Annotated in this window: 17 protein-coding genes; 4 read left to right on the top strand and 13 right to left on the bottom strand. The window is 33.8% G+C overall.

Features of this window, described 5'->3' with window-relative positions; translation table 11 throughout:
- The first annotated feature begins 325 nt into the window (after positions 1-325).
- The 4 genes from ACFSR1_RS03985 (at position 326) to ACFSR1_RS03970 (ending at position 3,337) form a co-directional block, all read left to right on the top strand.
- Positions 326-745, top strand: coding sequence for a hypothetical protein (locus ACFSR1_RS03985; protein ID WP_378289869.1), 420 nt, complete (start codon positions 326-328; stop codon positions 743-745).
- A 113-nt stretch (positions 746-858) separates the two neighbouring features.
- Positions 859-1,905, top strand: coding sequence for a DUF6340 family protein (locus ACFSR1_RS03980; protein ID WP_378289868.1), 1,047 nt, complete (start codon positions 859-861; stop codon positions 1,903-1,905).
- A gap of 187 nt (positions 1,906-2,092) precedes the next feature.
- The gene (locus tag ACFSR1_RS03975; RefSeq protein WP_378289866.1) at positions 2,093-2,413 is read left to right on the top strand and encodes a hypothetical protein; all 321 of its coding nucleotides are present in this window, start codon (positions 2,093-2,095) and stop codon (positions 2,411-2,413) included.
- A 333-nt stretch (positions 2,414-2,746) separates the two neighbouring features.
- Entirely contained in the window at positions 2,747-3,337 is a 591-nt protein-coding gene (locus ACFSR1_RS03970; RefSeq protein ID WP_378289864.1) for a hypothetical protein, read from the top strand.
- Positions 3,338-3,410: 73 nt separating this feature from the next.
- On the opposite strand, the gene ACFSR1_RS03965 is transcribed toward ACFSR1_RS03970, so the two are convergent.
- The 13 genes from ACFSR1_RS03965 to ACFSR1_RS03905 form a co-directional block, all read right to left on the bottom strand.
- Positions 3,411-3,644: a DUF6095 family protein gene (locus ACFSR1_RS03965; RefSeq protein ID WP_378289862.1), complete on the bottom strand. Its 234-nt coding sequence runs from the start codon at positions 3,642-3,644 to the stop codon at positions 3,411-3,413.
- On the bottom strand, positions 3,634-4,446 hold the full coding sequence (gene murQ, locus ACFSR1_RS03960) for an N-acetylmuramic acid 6-phosphate etherase (RefSeq protein WP_378289860.1): 813 nt from the start codon (positions 4,444-4,446) through the stop codon (positions 3,634-3,636). Before murQ ends, ACFSR1_RS03965 begins: the two co-directional genes overlap by 11 nt.
- A gap of 25 nt (positions 4,447-4,471) precedes the next feature.
- Complete coding sequence (locus tag ACFSR1_RS03955) at positions 4,472-5,290, bottom strand: DUF4249 family protein (protein ID WP_378289858.1); 819 nt, start codon at positions 5,288-5,290, stop codon at positions 4,472-4,474.
- 4 nt (positions 5,291-5,294) lie between these two features.
- Positions 5,295-7,688 (bottom strand): TonB-dependent receptor, encoded by a 2,394-nt coding sequence (locus tag ACFSR1_RS03950; RefSeq protein WP_378289856.1) that lies wholly within the window; start codon positions 7,686-7,688, stop codon positions 5,295-5,297.
- 147 nt (positions 7,689-7,835) lie between these two features.
- Positions 7,836-8,012 carry a hypothetical protein gene (locus ACFSR1_RS03945; RefSeq protein ID WP_378289854.1) on the bottom strand — a complete coding sequence of 59 codons (177 nt, stop codon included), beginning with the start codon at positions 8,010-8,012 and terminating at the stop codon, positions 7,836-7,838.
- 218 nt (positions 8,013-8,230) lie between these two features.
- Positions 8,231-10,459 carry an NADP-dependent isocitrate dehydrogenase gene (locus tag ACFSR1_RS03940; protein WP_378289853.1) on the bottom strand — a complete coding sequence of 743 codons (2,229 nt, stop codon included), beginning with the start codon at positions 10,457-10,459 and terminating at the stop codon, positions 8,231-8,233.
- A 963-nt stretch (positions 10,460-11,422) separates the two neighbouring features.
- The gene (gene rplS / locus ACFSR1_RS03935) at positions 11,423-11,773 is read right to left on the bottom strand and encodes a 50S ribosomal protein L19 (protein WP_378289851.1); all 351 of its coding nucleotides are present in this window, start codon (positions 11,771-11,773) and stop codon (positions 11,423-11,425) included.
- Between the two features lie 412 nt (positions 11,774-12,185).
- The gene (locus tag ACFSR1_RS03930; protein WP_378289849.1) at positions 12,186-13,031 is read right to left on the bottom strand and encodes a GNAT family N-acetyltransferase; all 846 of its coding nucleotides are present in this window, start codon (positions 13,029-13,031) and stop codon (positions 12,186-12,188) included.
- A 44-nt stretch (positions 13,032-13,075) separates the two neighbouring features.
- Entirely contained in the window at positions 13,076-13,492 is a 417-nt protein-coding gene (locus tag ACFSR1_RS03925) for a GNAT family N-acetyltransferase (RefSeq protein WP_378289847.1), read from the bottom strand.
- Positions 13,489-15,039: an amidohydrolase family protein gene (locus ACFSR1_RS03920; protein WP_378289845.1), complete on the bottom strand. Its 1,551-nt coding sequence runs from the start codon at positions 15,037-15,039 to the stop codon at positions 13,489-13,491. Before ACFSR1_RS03920 ends, ACFSR1_RS03925 begins: the two co-directional genes overlap by 4 nt.
- Positions 15,040-15,200: 161 nt before the next feature.
- A complete protein-coding gene (locus ACFSR1_RS03915; RefSeq protein WP_378289843.1) occupies positions 15,201-16,634 on the bottom strand; it encodes a pyridoxal phosphate-dependent decarboxylase family protein in 1,434 nt (477 codons plus the stop codon).
- A 1-nt stretch (position 16,635) separates the two neighbouring features.
- Positions 16,636-17,760, bottom strand: coding sequence for a trans-sulfuration enzyme family protein (locus ACFSR1_RS03910; protein ID WP_378289841.1), 1,125 nt, complete (start codon positions 17,758-17,760; stop codon positions 16,636-16,638).
- Positions 17,761-17,768: 8 nt separating this feature from the next.
- Positions 17,769-18,104: a n-acetylglutamate synthase gene (locus ACFSR1_RS03905; protein ID WP_378289839.1), complete on the bottom strand. Its 336-nt coding sequence runs from the start codon at positions 18,102-18,104 to the stop codon at positions 17,769-17,771.
- Between the last annotated feature and the right edge of the window lie 14 nt (positions 18,105-18,118).

Raw genomic sequence — 18,118 nt, 5'->3', positions numbered from 1 at the left:
TCCCATTTACTCCCTTAAATTAATATCAGGAAGGGGATAAAATTGAAAAATGAGGACGAATGGTCAGGATATAAGGATGTTTGTAGTAGATTTTGTGGTTTTAGAGAAAGCACTCGTTATAAATATCTAGTTTATAATAAAGTAAGAAGTTTCTTCTGGATTCGTTATTAGTTCTTAATTCAAACGCAAGGGGCAATAACGCTGTTCCTTTTAAATATGCTTTTGGTCAACAAATTCTTTACAAAAGTCCACAGTAGCGGTTTGCTTGGTAATAAGTCTGTTAAGTTTACTTTCGATTTAACAATTTATTTTAAAATTAAAAGCAATGAAAACTAAGAACAATCTTTTAAAAAACTTGAGTAAAGTAGTATTGGTATTATCTGTCCTAATGATAGTATCTTGTGGTGACAATGATGATGATGGTGCAGTAGCACAGTTTGCCACGCTTCCTGCAGAAACAGTAATCACGTATAACGGCGAATTATCTTATACATCGGCGGATGGGATGAATATTGTTGCAGGTGTAGATGGTACTGCAACAATTTCTGGTTCGGGAACTGTATATTCTATTAGTTTTAGTAATGGAGTTCCTTCAATAACCGGATTAAGGTTTATTGGTAGCGGAAATGGTTCATATGCAACGGTAAGTACTGATGGGTCTGCGGCTGGTATAGAAATTGAAAACGGAAATCTAACTGTAGGAGCACAAGTTAATGGTAACTCTTGGGGATTCGTACCTAATTAATTGGTTTATATAAATATCTCTAGGGAAGGGTGGTTTTTGGGGAAAACCGCTCTTTCTGTTTTTTAGTTACTACTAGTAATATATCTTTTTAAGATTCTAAAAACCATAAAATCATGAAACATAAGTTCACATATAAAATATTTGTCCTACCATTATTTTGTATTTTAATAATCGGATGCGGTAGCAAAAAATCATTAAAAACAGAGGTGATTAAACCTCCTATAGTTTCTCTTGATGCTAGCGTAAAAAAAATTGGGATTCTTAACAGGAGCATACCTTCTGACGAAAATAGCGGATTAGATCAGGTAGATAAAATATTATCTATTGAAGGTGAAAAGCTGGATAAAGAAGGTGCAGAGCAAGCGATTGTAGCTTTAAAAACAGCACTATTACAAAATCCTAGGTTTACTGAAGTCGTTGTATTACCTGTAAAACTGGACCAAAACCCAGGTGGAGGTGTTTTTCCTTCATCTTTAAGTTGGGATCAAATAGAAGATTTATGCAAAAAAAATAATGTAGATGCTATTTTTAGTTTAGCAATATATGATACAGATGCTAAAGCAACCTATACTGTTGAAAATACAAAGATAGAAGGTCCACTAGGTATAGAAATTCCTGCAATTGAACATATTGTAAATATAGATACAAGAATTAAGACCGGGTGGCGAATTTATGACCCAATTCGTAAAAAAGTATGTGATCAACTTTCTGTAAACGAGAGAACAAGGTCTAAGGGTAAGGGTGTTAATCCGATAAAAGCAATTGAAGCTGCAACAAACAGAAAGCAATCAGTTTTACAGATTAGCCAAAAAATTGGAAGCGATTATGCTTTAAGGTTATTGCCTTATAAAGATAAAGTATATCGTGATTATTATGTAAAAGCGACACCAAATTTTGAAATAGCAAAACGAAAAGTGGAAACCGGGCAATGGGAAGGAGCAGCTGAGTTATGGGAAAAAGAAACCTCTAATCCTGATCCTGAAATAGCCGGACAAGCATGCTTTAATATGGCTTTTTACAATGAAATCAAAGGAGACTATACAAAAGCTATAGAATGGGCTACAACAGCATATACCGATTATGAAAATAAAAATGCTTTGCGATATATTGATGAATTAAAAGAACGGATAGAAAATCAGAGAATAGTTAATGAAAATTAATTTTATTATATAAATATTAGTGATAAGGAAATCAGTATTTTAGTTTGTGCTAATATAGGTTTTGTATAAAGCGCATAAGACCAAACAATAATATCTTAATTAATAATAAGGTAACAGTTGCACAATATTTTGTTACTATAGCGTTAGGTTTATGAACAATTTATCAATTTATTTTAAAATTAAAGCAATGAAAATTCAAAACAATTTTTTGAAGAACTTAGGGAAAGCAGTATTAGTAGGATCGGTTATATTCATAACCTCTTGCGGTAGTGATGATGCTCAGGATGCAATTGATAGTGTAGCTTGTGAAAATCAAACACTTGCTTCTAGATTAGCTGTTGAAACTGCAGTTACATCTTATGAGGCTACTCCAAATCCAACTACCTGTGTAGTACTAAGAGAAGCTATTGAATCCTATAGAGGTTTTGATTGTATCCCTGAGAATGCATTTTCTACAGAGTATGATGCTTTACCGACTGATTGTGCAGATGCCGGTAGTGGTAATTAAAATTTAGGATATTTAAAAACACTCTACAAGATTTTTTCAGTATTTCTGAAATGCTAAGGGAGTATGATTCATTTGAATATTTTAATAAAAGAGAGCGGTTTTACATAAAATCGCTCTTTTTTCTTTCTGTCTTATATATAAGATAGAAGTGGTTTTACTATAAAATTTAGTATCTTAAAAAGCAAATTCTTACTATAAATATAATATATATAGAACGTCTTCCCTTTAGATATTAACCTTCGTCCACAAAATCATTACAAATCTCCATATTAGTAATTTTTCTAATGTTTGATTTAAGACATTTATCTTATAAATTCTTAAAACCTATAAATTATGAAAACGAGTAAATTTTTATGTTGGATTTCAATGATGCTTTTAACTGTTTCGATAGTATTAACTTCCTGTGAAGCAGAAAATGACGATTTTGTTTCAGAAGAGTCTTTAGTTACTCCTGATTCCATTTCTAATTCAGAATACGGTCCTAAGGCTGCTGCAAGTATTGTGAATGAAAAAGTATATAGGTATTACGCAGGAGGATCATTGTCTTTGCATACTTATAGAACACAAAGTGGAACAGGATCTGCAATAGGTACTTATGAGGGCGTTGCGTTTACAACTCCTGTTTCCAGTACATCGACCGGGTTTGATAGAAACAAATACAATGTTTTGTATTTTATGATACATCCGCAAAATAAAGATTTCATTATGACTACCAGCGGGACGGAATTTTGGAATTTACGTAGACAAGGGTGGAAAAATGTTACCAGAAAGTACGTTTTGATACAGAAGAGTTCTGGTAATGGTACAGTAAAACTGTATCGTTTTTATGATACAGCCAATTCTGATCATTTATTTACAAAGAGTTATTCGGAAGGAGTTAATGCAGGACTCGCTTACGAAGGAGTAGTAGGTTGGGTAAAGTAAATTTTGACCACCTTAACAAATCAGGAGTAGTAGCAGTATTATTCCTGATTTTTAATTTTTTAGAACTAAAAAGCTATTTCTTTCCAAAAATAGAATCCATAATAGTTTTTAACCCTCTAAATGCCATGAAAATAGCAAAAGCAGCTCCTAATAACCCTAAAATTAAAATAGGAATATAATATGGATGATCCTGATTTTTAAACGCTGAATGTATAATAACCGGACTAATAAACATAAATATCAACGCAATTGCCATACGTTGTACTCCTTTACCAAGTAATTCTTTATCTGTTCTCCTAGGCTCCATAATTGTTTATTGCTTCTCGAACACTACCATATTTTTCTAATAATTGGGCAGCTAATTCTCTTTCGATTTTTAATTCTTCCATAATCATTCTAGTACCGCGATCCACCAGTTTGTTATTGCTAAGTTGCATATCGACCATTTTATTGCCTTTTACTCTTCCTAATTGGATCATAGTAGCGGTTGATATCATATTTAGTACTAATTTTTGAGCAGTACCTGCTTTCATACGTGAGCTCCCTGTAACAAATTCAGGGCCAACAGTCACCACAATAGGATATTGTGCTGTCGTTGCCAAGGGACTTCCTTCGTTACAAGTGATACAACCTGTGATGATATTAGATTCATTACATTTTTTTAAAGCTCCTATAACATAAGGAGTTGTTCCCGAAGCTGCTATGCCTATAACAACATCTTTTTCCGAAATTTTATAAGCTTCAAGGTCTTTCCAACCTTGTTCTGTACTATCTTCTGCAAATTCTACCGCTTTTCTTATGGCTAGATCACCACCAGCAATTAGGCCAATAACTAAATCGTGAGAGACTCCAAAGGTAGGAGGGCATTCGCTGGCATCTACAACACCTAACCGACCACTGGTTCCGGCACCCATATAGAAAAGTCTGCCGCCATTTTTTAGTTTTTCCACAATTTGAGATACCAATGTTTCAATTTGGGGAATCGATTTTTCTACAGCTTCAGCTACTGTTTTATCTTCTTTATTGATGTTAGTCAGTAATTCAGTGATATTCATCTTTTCGAGATGATTATAATTTGAAGCTTGTTCTGTTATTTTGGTAAACGTCATGCTTCAAAAATACTGATTTTCCTGATCACTCTTCAATAGTAAATTGAAAACGGTTAGCTTCGGATAGATTAAAGTATCCTAATGCAAAATTATCCGGGTTTGTGGTATTGATAATATTTCCACGTATTTGCGCAGGAGGTGTTTGAAAAGGATTACCGCCTTGCTGATCGCTCTGTTCGATTAGCAAATTAGAATAATTATAGTATCGTTGGTCTATTCCAAGGATTTTGATAGTGACTTCCTCACCGCCAACCATGTCTTCATAAAAATAGGAGAAGTTAAAAGCTTCACCCTGATAGAATCGATCTTCACTAGGAAGGTATAGATTAAAATCAAAATCAAACAAATAAAAATCATCTCTATTCCCATCATCTGTAAAGAAAATAATTACCTCTGTTTCATCTCCTTCAAATAGAGTTCCGTCTCCTTGTTCGACATTATCGATAGCTACTGTAGGAATAAGTTGAGCTGTGGCTTTATAAGTTTCACCTTCATAAATTACAGTAAGTTCATAATCAATATCAAACTCAGGGATGATATTAGTGTTTTCAGGAATAAACAATCCCGGTTCAGAAGATTCTATAAAATTAATTACAGAGTTATCCGAGAGATTCGTTACAAATACGGTTGCGTCACTAACTGTAGGTACTGCATCATCAAAAAAAGGAGCTGATAATGTAAGGCGTACACCGCCTAGTGCATCAATAGGATCTTCATCTAAATAAATCTCAAAAGAAGCATCGATTACTAATCTTGGTACTCCATTAGGAACATCAACATCAATAACATCTTCACAACTAGTGAAAATAATTAGTCCGATTATGATATACAATAGCTTTTTCATTGTATTAAAATTTAAAATTATAAGTAATAGCAGGCACAATTCCAAAAATTGAAGTTCTTACAGCTTCATTTACAAAAGTTTCGGTATTCTGGCTAAATGTAATCGAGGCTGCGTTTCTACGATTATACAGATTATAAATACTAAAAACCCATTCTCCTTGCCATTTTCTGTTTTTGTTTTTTCTAGGTGTTAAAGTCGCCGAAATATCCATACGATGATAGGCAGGTAACCTTTGATCATTACGTAAGCCATCATAAATAGGGACAATTAATCCTTGGTATTCAAATTGTCCGGTAGGGTAATTAGTAGGTTGCCCAGTTTGAAATAAGAAATTGGCATTGAATTTCCATTTTTCATTCAATTCATAACTTCCATTAAAAGAAATATCGTGTGTCTTGTCATAAGGTGTATTATACCATTCACCATTATTAATACCAATCTCTGTTGGTGTTCTTCCTGGCGTTCGTTGTTCAGATTTAGATAACGTGTAGGCTAACCATCCTTTAAACTTACCTTGATTCTTTCGTAGTAATAATTCTAAACCATAGGCTCTGGCTTCTCCATTGAGGATCTCTTGTTCTATAGCGTCGTTTGCGATAAGCTCCGCTCCATCTATATAATCAATTCTGTTTTCGATGTCTTTATAAAATACTTCTGCTTCTATCGAATAAGTGTCATCTTTGATACTTTTAAAATATCCTATAGCATATTGATTTAACAACTGTGGCTTTACATACTTTCCACTGGGAGTCCAGACGTCTAATGGAGTGGGAGAGTTGGTATTAGATAATAGATGTAGGTATTGCGCCATTCTATTATAACTGGCTTTTATAGAAGTATTATCGTTAAAAGCATACGCCAATGCTACTCTTGGTTCGAGGTTCGTAAAATTTTCTATTTGATCACTTCTACTGATTCTCTCAGTTCCAATAGGGTTTGCAGCTTCATAAATTTGTAATTCCTCATTAAATAATAAAGGATTATCATTTTCATAAATGTTTAATTCATCTTGACCCAATCTGGTAAAATTACTTAGCCGTATTCCATATTGTAAGGATAGTTTATTCGAAATTTTATGCTCAGCATCTATATAAACCCCTAATTCATTGGCATATTTATCGATAAGCTTATCTCTTATGATTCCAGAATCTTCACTATTTGGTTTGATCTCACCGGGATTGAAACGATAGTAGATGTCATTAATACCATAATTAAGCTGAAAATTATCGCTTAGGTAATGTTTTAAGTCATATTTTACGTTGAAATTTCTAATGCCAGAATCCCATTCAAATCCTACAAAATCAAGTTCTAATCCATAAAAATAATCTGAATATATTAGGGATAGGTTAGAGAATAGTTTGTCTGAGAATAAATGATTCCATCTCAGGTTTAAGACCGTATTACCGTATGTGTTTCTAAAACTTTCACTAATGGAGAAAACATCACGACCAAAATACCCCGATAGGAAGATATTATTGTTCTCATTAATTTTATAGTTCAATTTGGTATTGAGGTCATAAAAATATGCGACATTATCGTTGCCATCATCTACTAGCGGGAGAAAAAGATGTGCATACGATGCACGACCTCCAACCAGAAAGGCTCCTTTGTTTTTTACAATCGGACCTTCTGCCAATAATCTACTGGATACCAATCCAAGACCCCCGCTAAGGTGATATTCTTTACTGTTCCCTTCTTTTTGATAAATATCTAGTACAGAAGATACACGGCCTCCATATTTTGCAGGAATGCCTCCTTTGTAGAGTTTGATATCTTTGATAGCATCCGGATTAAAAACCGAAAAGAACCCGAAAAGGTGTGAAGAATTAAATATCGTAGCTTCATCCAATAGAATTAGGTTTTGATCTGCTGCACCACCTCGTACATTAAATCCCGAAGCGCCTTCGCCACCACTGGTTACACCTGGTAGTAATACGATGGATTTGATAACATCAGCTTCTCCAAGAACTACGGGAATTTGTTTGATAGTTCCCGCTGAAAGTTTGTTAAGGCTCATTTGCGGAGTCTTAATATTAACTTTTTCCACATTTTCAGTAATCACAACTTCCTCTAGCATTTCTGAAGCTTCCAATAATTGAAAATTCAGTTTCTTATCTTCATCAAGGGTGATTTCCTGAATAATATCTTTAAAACCTAAGTAACTAACCTGTAGTTTATACGTTCCTTCTGGTAAGGTAATAGAATAAAATCCATATTCATTAGTAACCACACCTTTACCAACTTCAGGAAAAAGAACATTAACCCCGATTAAAGTTTCGTTACTGGATTGTTCTGTTATGGTACCGTTTATAGTAAATTTTTCCTGTGCTAATAGTGCTGAGTGACATATGATAAATAGGAGTAGCAGTAATGAACTTAGAGAGTTATGCTTTTTCAAGAGATAGGTTTTTCAAGTAAGTATACTAATAAGTAGACTGTAAAGTATTGCACACGTTACAGCACCAACATCTTTTGTAAATCTACAGACTATTTTGATAGACAAATGTTATTTAATTATTAAAATCAGTCTTTTGAAATAAAAAGATTAGTTGTCTAATTGAGACTCCCAGCAAAAGCTAATGGGATACCATTCTTCGGAGTATATAGTATTACTATTTGAGGGTTTAACACCGGATTTGCGTTTAAGATATACTTGGTTGTTTTCTGAAAATACATAGTTAGTATCTATTTTTTTGGTTGCTACAATAACTTTGGTTTTCATTTTGGGGTTTGATGCTATTTCTTTATAGTATTTACAATTATCAATTTCTGTGCCGAATTATGGTGCAAGGATTTTCAGATATTTCAAATCACTTTTTTCGTATCCTTTTGAAGTTTAATTCTTATACATTGTTGGAAAGAAGATGCAAGCTCTTTATGATAAAAAAAGCCTGTAAAACAAAACGTTTTACAGGCTTTTAACTTTGTTAAGTTATCTAATTAAGCTCCTATAATCTTATTCAATGTTGCACTAGGTCTCATTGCGTTAGCAACCTTAGTAACATCTGGCCAGTAATAACCGCCCATATCTACAGCACTTCCTTGTGCGTCATTAAGTTCATTAATAATCGTAGTTTCATTACTAGCTAATTCCTCTGCAATTGACTTAAATTCTGTTTGTAAATCAACATCCTGTGTTTGCTCAGCTAATGCCTGCGCCCAGTACAAAGCCAAATAGAAGTGACTTCCTCTATTATCTAGCTCGTTTACTTTTCTCGATGGTGATTTTTTATTTTCCAAGAACTCTTCTGTTGCCTTATCTAATGCTTCCGCTATTACTAAGGCCTTAGAATTATTATTAGTTTCTCCTAAGTGTTCTAAAGAAACTGCCAATGCAAGAAATTCACCAAGAGAATCCCAACGTAAGTGACCTTCTTTGTTAAACTGCTGCACATGCTTAGGAGCGGATCCTCCTGCACCAGTTTCGAATAAGCCTCCACCATTCATTAATGGAACAATAGAAAGCATTTTTGCACTGGTTCCTAATTCAAGAATAGGGAAGAGGTCTGTATTATAGTCACGTAATACATTTCCTGTTACAGAAATGGTATCTTTTCCGTCTTTGATTCTTTCTAAAGAAAATCTAGTAGCTTCTACGGGAGACATGATTCTAATATCAAGTCCTGCCGTGTCATGTTCTGGTAAATATTTGTTCACTTTTTCGATTAAACTTGCATCGTGTGCTCTGCTTTTATCTAACCAGAATACCGCTGGAGTACCAGTAGCTCGAGCTCTGCTTACCGCAAGTTTTACCCAATCTTTTACGGGAGCATCTTTGGTTTGACACATTCTCCAGATATCTCCGTCTTCTACAGCATGTTCAATTAAAACAGTACCTGCTGCATCTACAACACGTACAGATCCATTTCCTTTAATTTCGAATGTTTTATCATGAGAGCCATATTCTTCAGCTTTTTGGGCCATTAAGCCTACATTGGGAACAGTTCCCATAGTAGTTGGGTCAAAAGCTCCATGTTTTTTGCAGAAATCAATGGTTTCCTGGTAGATACCGGCATAACTACTATCCGGAATAACTGCTTTAGTATCTTGTGTATTACCATTAGCATCCCACATCTGACCTGATGTACGGATCATAGCTGGCATTGATGCATCAATAATAACGTCACTGGGAACGTGAAGATTCGTAATACCCTCATCAGAATTTACCATCGCTAATTCTGGGCCGTTTGCATAACACGCTTTAATATCTGCTTCGATCTCAGCTCTTTTGGTAGCATCTGGAATTTTCTTCAATTTATTGACAAGGTCTCCAAATCCATTATTTACTTCAACTCCAATTTCATCAAGTATCTCACCGTGCTTCTCAAAAACATCTTTAAAGAATACTTCAACTGCGTGACCAAAGATAATAGGATCTGATACCTTCATCATGGTTGCTTTCATATGCAATGAAAATAACACGTTTTTATCTTTGGCATCTGCGATTTGTTCTTCCAGAAAAGAAATCAATGCTTTTTTACTCATTACCGTAGCATCGATTATTTCTCCTTCAAGCAAGGCTGTTTTTTCTTTTAAAACTGTAGTAGTTCCGTTAGTATCTACAAATTCGATTTTTACATCTCCGGCTTCAGTTACAGTAACAGACTTTTCGTTAGAACGGAAATCTCCATTACTCATAGTAGCTACGTGAGTTTTAGAATCGCTACTCCAGGCTCCCATAGAATGTGGGTTCTTTCTTGCATATTGTTTTACCGGTTTAGGAGCTCTACGATCAGAGTTTCCTTCTCTAAGAACCGGATTAACAGCACTACCTTTTATTTTGTCGTATTTACTTTTGATTTCTTTTTCAGTATCATCCTTTGGTTCTTCAGGATAATTAGGAATATTATAACCTTGTAATTGTAATTCTGCAATCGCAGCTTTTAACTGAGGAATTGAAGCACTAATATTAGGAAGCTTGATAATATTAGCCTCTGGTTTAAGTGCAAGTTGACCTAGCTCTGCTAATGCGTCATCTTGCTTTTGTTTATCAGAAAGGTTTTCCGGGAAAATTGCAAGAATTCTCGCTGCTAGCGATATATCTTTTGTTTCTATATCGATATTCGCAGCTTTTGTAAACTTTTTGACAATTGGTAAAAAAGAATAGGTAGCTAATGCAGGTGCTTCATCAGTTTTTGTGTAAACAATTTTTGAGGATTCAATTCCCATATTTTTTGATTTTTAATAAGATATTTTGGACTGATTAGCGTCATATCTTATGTATTATACTCTATGTTAAGGAAATATTTAGTCGTTTAACTTCTTTTGGACAAACAATATTAGCCGTTCTTTTTATGTAGACGAAACACTTTGTACGTTATAATACTATTTGCTGTAAGATTTTCCGAGCGCGAAGATACAAATATAGAGAGCTAAATGCAACCTGTATATTGTTAGTTTTGCGTTAAAGGAATTGAATTGGAAATCTTTAAAAAAGAAAGGTTTGAAAAAACGGTTTTCGTAGAAAAAAGGAATCTTATTAAGGAATGGTTATAAAAAGTAAAAAGCCATATCATAATACGAATACCTTGATATGGCTTTTGTCAGAAATAATAATATTGTTAGCTGTTTTACCCGCTATGAAATAATAACTTTCGTTAATTTATACCAAATTGTTATTTCTGTTTTTGAGTAGATTTAAATTTTTCACAGAAAATACAATGTTAATTTAAATACTACTCGGGTGACTATTGCGAACGCTTGTGTTTCTAAATCACTAATGTGATTTTTCAGTTTTTCATCCGAATAGTCTAATGCCACTTAAAATTAAAAAGGTGTCAAAACTTAATTTTTTCTTTTGAATTTCATTTTGAAATGATTTTAAAGAGAACCCTTAAAGTGATTTCAACGATGTACTCAAAAAAATAACTTTCGTTTTATATTTATCCTAATCTTAAGATGGTTTATGTAAATGTTCAAAGAACGTGTTTAGAAAAAATATAAATCAGGAATCCTTGTGTCATCTCTATTATCATTATATATTTTCTTTTATAAAAATAACAAAAATGAATCTATGGATCAATTTTTTGTATAGTTTTAGTTATCAACTGGTTATGAACCGTAGTTATGAACTTTTGTTCATAAAAAAAGGCTGCTCTTTGGCAACCTTTTTTATAATATAAGAAGTTAGTATTAGCTTCTTTTTTCTTTGATACGTGCTTTTTTACCAGTAAGTTCTCTGAAGTAGAATATACGTGCTCTACGAACTTTACCTCTTTTATTTACTTCAATCTTCTGAAGTGCTGGTAAGTTTACCGGAAAAATACGTTCTACACCTACTGTTCCAGACATTTTTCTGATCGTGAACGTCTCACTAGAACCAGATCCTCTTCTTTGGATTACTACTCCTCTAAAGAACTGTGTACGTGTCTTGCTTCCTTCTTTAATTTCGTAATATACTGTGATAGTATCTCCTGCCGAAAATTCAGGTAAATCTTTTTTTGCAACAAACTCGTCTTGTACGAATTTTACTAAATCTTCCATTTTTGAAATAGTTTACTTATGTTTTGTTGAAGCAACATTCACGATTCTCGCCAGAGGTTGTTTCAATCAGGCTGCAAAAATAGCTATTATTTCATTATTTGCAATTATTTTTTTGATTATTATTTATGAAGTTTCTTTTTTATTAGATGTTTGACTTAGGACTTTATCTAATAACAGTTCCTAAAATATTGAAAAAAGGTCGTAATGTAATTCGTAGACACTTTAGACGCAGAATCTAGTACCAATTAGGTCAGGGAGTTCGAGTCTCTCCACCCTAAGATGTAAAATTTTCTCAGTAATTGGAAACCTTTTTAGTTTAAGCCAAGATGGTAATAGTTTTATTAGGTATATCTTCAATTATTATTCCTATATTTTATTTATCAGAGACTTTGTATTATTTTATTTATAACGCTTATTTATTTAGGTTTAATTCCATTTCTAGTTGCTCTAGGTTTTTCTCTAGTCCTATTTTACTGAAAAATTCGAGTGTGCTTTTGGATGATTTATCGACGTTGATGACGGAGAGTTTATTTCCATATTTTTTTGTTAATTCAGAAATAAGTGTTGAGGCAATTTGCTTTTTCCTGAAATTTTGACCTACTGCAATTTGCAGTATTCTTTTGATATCTGCATTATAAATAACATAGCCTACTAACTGATTTTTAATATAACCACCAAGTAATATGTTAGTAGATTTAAAAGAGTTCAGTACATTTATTGAATTCTGCCAAGTAGGCAATATATCCCAAAATGCACGCATCGTGTTCCAATCATATTTTTGTAGTTTCTTTAGTTCTAAATCTTTATTTGTAGCGATAATTTTGATGTTTCCATGATAACAGACTAGTTCTCTTTTAGTTCTAAACCCAGTCTTTTCATAAGATTTTATTGCTTGAATATTTTTATCAATTACCTCAAGGATTACCTTGTTGATTTCTTTTTCAATTAAAAGAGGTAAAACGAACCGATACATTTTTTTAGTTAGTCCAATGCCTCTCTTCTCAGGAATAACTCCTGTTCCAGCATTATAGGCTACTTTTTGATTATTAATAGTATCAAAACCATGTAAAATAAAAGAGATTAAATTTCCATTTTCAAACGCACCAACTGATAATTTAAGGTTAGTTTTATCAGCTAACATTTTTAGACTTAATTGCTTTTTGGTTAACTTAAAAGGAATATAATAGTCGGAAAAGGATTTATTAAATATGTTTAAAATTTCTTTTAAATCAGTCCCCTCTAAAGTCTTAATTTCCATTTAGTTTTTAATTTTTGCTGTGAAATAATGCAATAACATACTTACTATTCTAATATATGTTGCAAGAACCACTGTTCGTTATCTAAATTTTTAAATCCAAACTTGCTATAAAAATTATGTGCATCTTTCGTTTTAAGACACCATTGTTGCACTTGATTATAGTTTTTATCATTTAGGATATGGTTCATTAATTGAGAAGCGTAGCCATTGTCTCGTTCATTATTAATCACAAATACATCCATAATGTATGCAAATACTACCTTGTCACTGATGACTCGCGCAAAGCCAATTTGTTTACCATTAAGATATAAGCCAAAACACTCTGAATTGTTTATAGAAGTTTTTACCTGCTTTATTGTTCTTCCTTTTACCCAATAGCTATTTGTTATAAACTGATGGATTAAGGGAATATCTAATTTTGCTTTTCTCTTCGATATTTCTATTTGGTCTTTTTCGGTCATAGATATTTATCAATATCAACTGTTCTACTATTGTTGTTTGCCTGTTCAACAGCATTTAAAATATCATCTAACATGGTTCTCTCTATGATGCTACCTCGAAGAATTACTGTGTTTATAGCTTTTGTATTGCTTATATCTTCTAAAGGATTTTTATCAAGGAGCACAAGATTTGCTTCATAACCCACTTTTATCACACCAGTGTTAGTGCCTAAAAAAGATGCTGGAATAGCTGTGGCAGATTTTAGAATTTCAGGATTCGTCATATCAATACTTTCTAGTACTTCTAATTCATTGTGTAAGGAGAATCCTGGCACTACTGGTGGTAAGTTTGCATCGGTTCCAGCCATAATCTTCACACCATTCTTATGTAGAATACGGCCTAAAATTTTACATGCTAATCCATAGGTATACCAATATTTCTTTTCCTTCTCTAATCCTTCTTCACTAAGTTTTCCCCGAATTTTATAGCGATTTACTAGGGGTAGCCAACCGATACCATCGGGCACGTGTTTAGACCATTCACTTATTCCAGGATTTTCATATTGAAGTTGTACTTGTTTAAGAACGTTCTCTAGCTCGAATTTCTGTGGTTCGAAAGATTGTGCAAGCCATAGGGTTGATGTTACAGTAATATTGTTTGTTTTCAAGTCTTTTGCTAAACTTTCACCTCGTACTTTCAGAAATTCAAGAAACTCATCTTCCTTTTCAAAGGTTGTGGGAATATTGTTTTTCTCCTTAAATTCACGTTTGAGTGCATTGGCCAACTCTTCAAAATGAGCAATTCCTTTTTGACCATTTTTGTACAAATCATCTATTGTTATATCCCAAGCTATATGGCCCATAACAGGCATTCCCAATTCATTAGCTTTATTTACAACGGCTTCATAACACTCTTTGTTAAGTTGACTATACACTTTTATACCATCATAGCCATCTTCGTATAACTCTTGAACCATTTTTTTTGCCTGTTTAGAATTGGTAACATTAAGATACCATTGTGAGAATTCCATAAACTTTCCCTCCATAGTACCAAAAGTTCCTAGTCTTGGTGAAGCCACAAATAATTTCGGACCAAGTCTACCATTTTCTATTTGATTTCTCCACTCAAGATGATGTTCTGCACCAATCATCTCTCGCACCTGTGTAATACCGTTTGCAACATAAAGTAGTAAGTCATTCTTACTTTCTAATAAGTGCACGTGTGCATCAATAAGGCCTGGTATAAGGTATTTTCCTGTGCCGTCGATTATATTGACATCACTTGAGGACAATATGAGAGTATCAATAGCTTTAATCATTCCATCTTCTATAAGAATACTTTGATTTTTAATTAAGCTATCTCCATTTTCTGATAATAGGTTTACATTCTCAACGATGAACTTTTCGGGTTTTAATTGAAATTGTTGATGGTCTACTACTTCTGTTTCACCACCGTAAATTGATTTGGTTTCTTGGTTTATCATGATAAGGCCAACTATAGCGATAAGTAGAAATAAAGCGAAGAGCGATAAAATCCATTTGATAAATTTCTTTTTGTTTAGTTTCATATTTCTAATTTGTTGTTTTTATAGGTCTTTGGGGCTATTTGTTTATATCCTTAATTTTCCTTCAACCATAGTGTCAATAATACAAACCCCAGCGGGATTTCCTTTAAAAGCAATATTTGTGAAAGAATCTACTATATAGGTTTTCATATAAATCAATTTATTTATTTCGTTTTCTTAGCCAAATCTCGGAGTATTTTGATTAAATATTCTACGTGTTTTTTCTCTCTTCTAAAATTGGTACAGCAAGCTCTTAGGACAATCATTCCATTCAAGTTCGTATCCCGAATAAAAACTCTTCCATCAATTTCTGATAGTTTAACCAACTTAAGATTGATCTCGTTTATTTGTTGTAAACTTTCAATTTTATAATTCCCAATGTACCTAAAACATACTATAGATAAACCGTGTGTGATAAGTTCGAAATCAGAAGATTCTTCAACTATTTTTGTTAGATGATTCATCACCGTAATACTACCTTTAATGGCAGATTTCAATTTGGTCTGGCCATATGTCTTGAAATTCATCCAAACCTTCAGAGCCTTAAAGTTACGGGATTGCTGAAAACTGTATTCAGAAAAATCTACTTTTTCCTCAGCATCGTAGTCAAACTTTTGATATTCTGGTACCAGTTTGAAGGTTTGCCTTAAATGTTCTTTATCTTTTACAAGAACACATCCTGCCTCGAACGGAACAAATAACCACTTATGCAAATCTACTGCCACAGAATCTGCTTTTTCAAATCCTTTAAATAATTCTCTCGTATCTGGAAGGTTTGCAGCGCAACCACCATAAGCGGCATCGATGTGAAACCAAAGATTATATTTTTTGCAAATTGAACTAATAGATTCCAAGGGATCTATAGCTCCTGAATTGACTGTTCCCGCGTTGCCCACAACACACATCGGTTTAAACCCTTTGGCGATGTCCGTTTTAATTTGATGCTCTAATTGTATTAAATCAATGGTGTAATTGTGCAGGGTTTTAATCTTACGCAAATATTGTTTCCCAATACCCAGCGTAATTATACTTTTATCTATGCAGAAATGAGTTTGTTCAGAAGCATATACAGTGAACTGTTGTGTGTGTTTTAATCCAACTTGAGAGATGTCTTGTACAGCCATTTGTTTTCTGGCCAAGGTTAATCCTGTAAGATTTGCGGTAGAACCACCACTTACCAAAACACCCGATGCTTTTGAGTCGTAGCCTATAAACTCTCCAATCCATTGAACTACTTGCTTTTCAACTTCACTGGCCGCTGCGGAGTTCATCCAAGTAGTGGCATTCACGTTTAAAGCTGTCGCTAAAAAATCTCCGAGAATACTAGCTTGTGATGCGCAGGATGTAACCCATGGATAAAAATGTGGACTATAGTGTTTGGTTGAGTTTATAAAAACTTCTTCTTTAATCTTGTGCAATAAATCTTCAATCGAAGAGGCGGTAAGAGGAATAGGCTCATTAAAAATTTCCTTGACCTTAAGAGAGTTAGGATTGGAGAATACCTTTTGTTTTTCAGTTTCGGTATAAAGCTCCGCCACCATATCTGCTACTTGATATAATTGTGTTCGGAAATGCGATATGGGTTGGTCGAGATTCATATCAGTCTTTTAGCGCTTGATTTAAGTCGTCAATCAAATCATCAGCGTGTTCTAATCCTATCGAAATTCTAAGTAAATTGTTGGGTGTAAGGCTATTAATACCCTCGACTGATTTGCGATGCTCTACTAAACTTTCTACTCCTCCAAGGCTTGTTGCTTTGGTAAATAGCTTCAAATTATTGGAAACTGTTATTGCATTGTCTCCACTGCCATTTATTAAAACAGCTATCATTGATCCATAACCATTTTTCATTTGAGTTTTTGCGATGTGGTGGTGCGGATGCTCTGGCAAGCCCGGATAGAAGACGCTTTCAATTTTAGGATGACTACATAAATATTTAGCTATGCGAAGAGCGCTTGCCGATTGAGACTTTACTCTTAAGGGCATTGTTTTTATGCCTCGACTCAAAAGCCAACAATCAAAGGGGGAAGGAACTGCACCACTCAGTAACTGAATTTGCCGTGACTTGTTACTTATATTATTGTGTGTTTTAAAAATAAGACAGCCTCCCATTACGTCACTATGACCGCCAAAATATTTAGTTGTACTGTGCATTACAACATCTGCTCCCATCTCAAGAGGATTGGATAAGATCGGAGTTGGCCAAGTATTATCAACGGCTACCATAATCTTGTTTGCTTGTGCGAAAGCAGTAATTTTTTTGATATTGGTAATTTTCATTTGTGGATTAGAGGGAGTTTCCAACCAGATAAGTTTTGTTTTTTCAGTAATCACTTTTATGAGTGCTTCTTCATCGGTCACATCCACCAAAGAAAAAGAGAGTCCCCATCTTTGAAAAATATCTTTAGCCAGCATTTTTACGTTAAAAAACACGTCATCTGGTAATATGATATGATCACCAGTAGATAGACTTTGAAAAAGTGCATGCACTGCGGCCATTCCTGAAGAAAATGTAACGGCTACTTTTCCTTTTTCTAAAATAGCCAGGGTACGTTCCAAATCTCTTCTGTTGGGGTTGTCTAATCTTGAATATCTAAAACCATCAGAAAAACTACCGTCCTCATTTCTTAAGAATGTGGTGGATAGATATAAGGGTGAACTCACAGGATGAATGCCTTCGTTTTGCTCTTTTGAGGTTTTTATAGCTAATGTTTCTGTTTTCATGGTCTATATTATATTTCCTCGAGCAAAGAGGTGCCTTTCGAAAAGTCTTTACACGTCCACTGCCAATGTTCGTTTAATCGGATTTTTCCATTTTTTATGGAAATTAACGTATCGCAACACCCTGTCAAAAACTCATCATTCAGATTGAGCTGTTGGTAAAACAATTCAATTTTGTTTCTATTTGTTTTTCCTATTAAAGTGCCTAGTTTGATTCTGCCTCCGCAGTATGTCGCCCAAACGAGATCATCATTTTGTCGATAGTGAAATATTGTTTGGCTGTCTACCTCGCCATTTGGCGAATTATCGATAGACTTAAATTTTTTATCGTTTAGATTTATTTTCATTGGTGCTTTCTTAA

This window comes from Aquimarina rubra, from assembly GCF_042684305.1.
In the GTDB taxonomy this organism is placed as follows: domain Bacteria; phylum Bacteroidota; class Bacteroidia; order Flavobacteriales; family Flavobacteriaceae; genus Aquimarina; species Aquimarina rubra.
Note: the sequence above shows the minus strand (reverse complement) of the source record. Positions and strands in the feature narration are given on the sequence as shown.

What these genes read in the sequence shown, in the direction of transcription:
- ACFSR1_RS03930 (WP_378289849.1), bottom strand. Translation starts at nt 13,031, where the DNA reads ATGGAAATTAAGACTTTAGAGGGGACTGATTTAAAAGAAATTTTAAAC.
- ACFSR1_RS03915 (WP_378289843.1), bottom strand. Translation starts at nt 16,634, where the DNA reads ATGAATCTCGACCAACCCATATCGCATTTCCGAACACAATTATATCAA.
- murQ (WP_378289860.1), bottom strand. Translation starts at nt 4,446, where the DNA reads ATGACGTTTACCAAAATAACAGAACAAGCTTCAAATTATAATCATCTC.
- ACFSR1_RS03920 (WP_378289845.1), bottom strand. Translation starts at nt 15,039, where the DNA reads ATGAAACTAAACAAAAAGAAATTTATCAAATGGATTTTATCGCTCTTC.
- ACFSR1_RS03985 (WP_378289869.1), top strand. Translation starts at nt 326, where the DNA reads ATGAAAACTAAGAACAATCTTTTAAAAAACTTGAGTAAAGTAGTATTG.
- ACFSR1_RS03945 (WP_378289854.1), bottom strand. Translation starts at nt 8,012, where the DNA reads ATGAAAACCAAAGTTATTGTAGCAACCAAAAAAATAGATACTAACTAT.
- rplS (WP_378289851.1), bottom strand. Translation starts at nt 11,773, where the DNA reads ATGGAAGATTTAGTAAAATTCGTACAAGACGAGTTTGTTGCAAAAAAA.
- ACFSR1_RS03940 (WP_378289853.1), bottom strand. Translation starts at nt 10,459, where the DNA reads ATGGGAATTGAATCCTCAAAAATTGTTTACACAAAAACTGATGAAGCA.
- ACFSR1_RS03965 (WP_378289862.1), bottom strand. Translation starts at nt 3,644, where the DNA reads ATGGAGCCTAGGAGAACAGATAAAGAATTACTTGGTAAAGGAGTACAA.
- ACFSR1_RS03955 (WP_378289858.1), bottom strand. Translation starts at nt 5,290, where the DNA reads ATGAAAAAGCTATTGTATATCATAATCGGACTAATTATTTTCACTAGT.
- ACFSR1_RS03910 (WP_378289841.1), bottom strand. Translation starts at nt 17,760, where the DNA reads ATGAAAACAGAAACATTAGCTATAAAAACCTCAAAAGAGCAAAACGAA.
- ACFSR1_RS03980 (WP_378289868.1), top strand. Translation starts at nt 859, where the DNA reads ATGAAACATAAGTTCACATATAAAATATTTGTCCTACCATTATTTTGT.
- ACFSR1_RS03970 (WP_378289864.1), top strand. Translation starts at nt 2,747, where the DNA reads ATGAAAACGAGTAAATTTTTATGTTGGATTTCAATGATGCTTTTAACT.
- ACFSR1_RS03925 (WP_378289847.1), bottom strand. Translation starts at nt 13,492, where the DNA reads ATGACCGAAAAAGACCAAATAGAAATATCGAAGAGAAAAGCAAAATTA.
- ACFSR1_RS03905 (WP_378289839.1), bottom strand. Translation starts at nt 18,104, where the DNA reads ATGAAAATAAATCTAAACGATAAAAAATTTAAGTCTATCGATAATTCG.
- ACFSR1_RS03975 (WP_378289866.1), top strand. Translation starts at nt 2,093, where the DNA reads ATGAAAATTCAAAACAATTTTTTGAAGAACTTAGGGAAAGCAGTATTA.